Source organism: Pseudomonadales bacterium (assembly GCA_013215025.1).
In the GTDB taxonomy this organism is placed as follows: domain Bacteria; phylum Pseudomonadota; class Gammaproteobacteria; order Pseudomonadales; family DT-91; genus DT-91.
In genome coordinates, this window is the sequence record JABSRR010000341.1 from 1 (window position 1) to 1,615 (window position 1,615).

Sequence of the window (1,615 nt, forward strand, 5' to 3'; positions counted from 1 at the left end):
AAAGAGTGTTGCCAAGCCCAAATATTCAGGACATAGACCCTCACGCTATAAACAGGCTTGTCCCACAAATTGGCACCTAGCGCTGCCTAATCTCCCTGCCCTGCATGCTATATAGCCAATTTGAAGTCCCCCGCAGCCGAATCACAAGGCTTCTGGTGGGCTCGACTTGTAGCAAGCCGATTTCTCGCGATTTCCGCCGGCCTCCGATCGATGCTAGAGGTTAAGCTGAATATCCCTTTTCGACTCGACTCGGTGACAATGGTGGCAATGTAGCGATCGATTTTCATGGACTCGGGGCATTTTTCCGTTAACCACTTGTAGAGAAAAAGCGGCAAGGCCACGGCCAGGTGGGCTGCATCCTTTCCCTTGCAAGATAGTTTTCCGAAGGCAAGACGCTGCTTGCAGGTCCTAAAAAGCTCTTCAATCTTCCACCTCATCCGACTCACCGCCCAAATCCGTGACCGGGACATGTTGCGGTTTGTTGAGGCGTAATATCCAAAAACTTCTACTCCATTGCGCCTTTTATATGCTGCCACCACCTTGAGAGGACATGACCTCCCTCTGATTTGCAGCACCTTTTCCGCCAAACACATCCCTCGTTTTTTCCCTGCCCTGACCTTGGCGGATTCCCATTCAGTGCGTGACCTTAGCCTTTTCTCGCTTGAAAACTCAGCCTCCAAATTTGACCATTTGACGTATCGACCAGGGTTTGAGCGTACCTTGCGATTGTTTTTGATCTGGATGACAATATCAATTCCTTGAGCCTCAAGCTTCTGCATTAAGCTCACGCTATCAAACCAACTGTCGGCTACAAAGGTTTGAGCTCTAATCCCAGCTGCCATTGCTTCGACAACAAGACGATTCGCATGCCAATGAGCTGTCGGTGACTTCTTCGATTCTCGCTTTGGCAAGATCGTAAAGCCAACCGGATAAATTTTTTTAGTTTTAATATGGACGATGCCTAGAACCATGATCTTTTGGCCTAAAAAGACTCCTGAACTGCCACCCCAGTGGCCAGAGCGGTGAAGACTTTTCGAATACTTTCGGTTTCCAGTGTCATCGATGACAAAAACCAATTCTTTGGGATCGGTGTGTTTAAACTTCTTTGCTAGAGACTTTCTCATTCGTCGCATAAGTCTACTTGGCTTGATTTTGCGGATTGCCCTGGACATCGTAGAAACTGACGGAGCGAAGGTCATCTCACGGACGCCACGATACAAGGTGTCTTTACCTAGGAGAAACAGACACACAACGGCGCAGAGAGCCTTGTATCTCAGGTCAGGGAAGAGGTCTCGAATATTGTCGGCGACAAGTCTGGCTTCAGCGGGTACAGTAGTAGCTATCATAGAGCCCTGCAACTTCATCGTTTTTTTATTTTTTAGCTGATGAATCCTAGCAGGGCTTTTCTATTTAAATAATTGAGAAATTCTGAAAGCCTTGTGTGAGGCCTGCGGGGAACCTTAAAGAGCCGTTTTAGCCGATAATTAAAGGGTGGATTCTAGATCTATACCATCTTATTGTGGGACACCTCTGTCAGCAATTTTCTACAAATCTATACAAACGAAGTCGTCCGCAAAGCCAAACAAAGCGGCCTTGAGGTCGGGCACAAGTATCT

General features: G+C 47.5%; 1 protein-coding gene. It reads right to left on the reverse strand.

The window, feature by feature from the left end; all coding sequences use genetic code 11:
* Positions 1-107 precede the first annotated feature (107 nt).
* Entirely contained in the window at positions 108-1,346 is a 1,239-nt protein-coding gene (locus tag HRU21_13485; protein NRA43296.1) for a transposase, read from the reverse strand.
* Between the last annotated feature and the right edge of the window lie 269 nt (positions 1,347-1,615).

Coding starts and splice junctions, on each gene's coding strand:
- HRU21_13485 (NRA43296.1), bottom strand. CDS start 1,346: ATGATAGCTACTACTGTACCCGCTGAAGCCAGACTTGTCGCCGACAAT.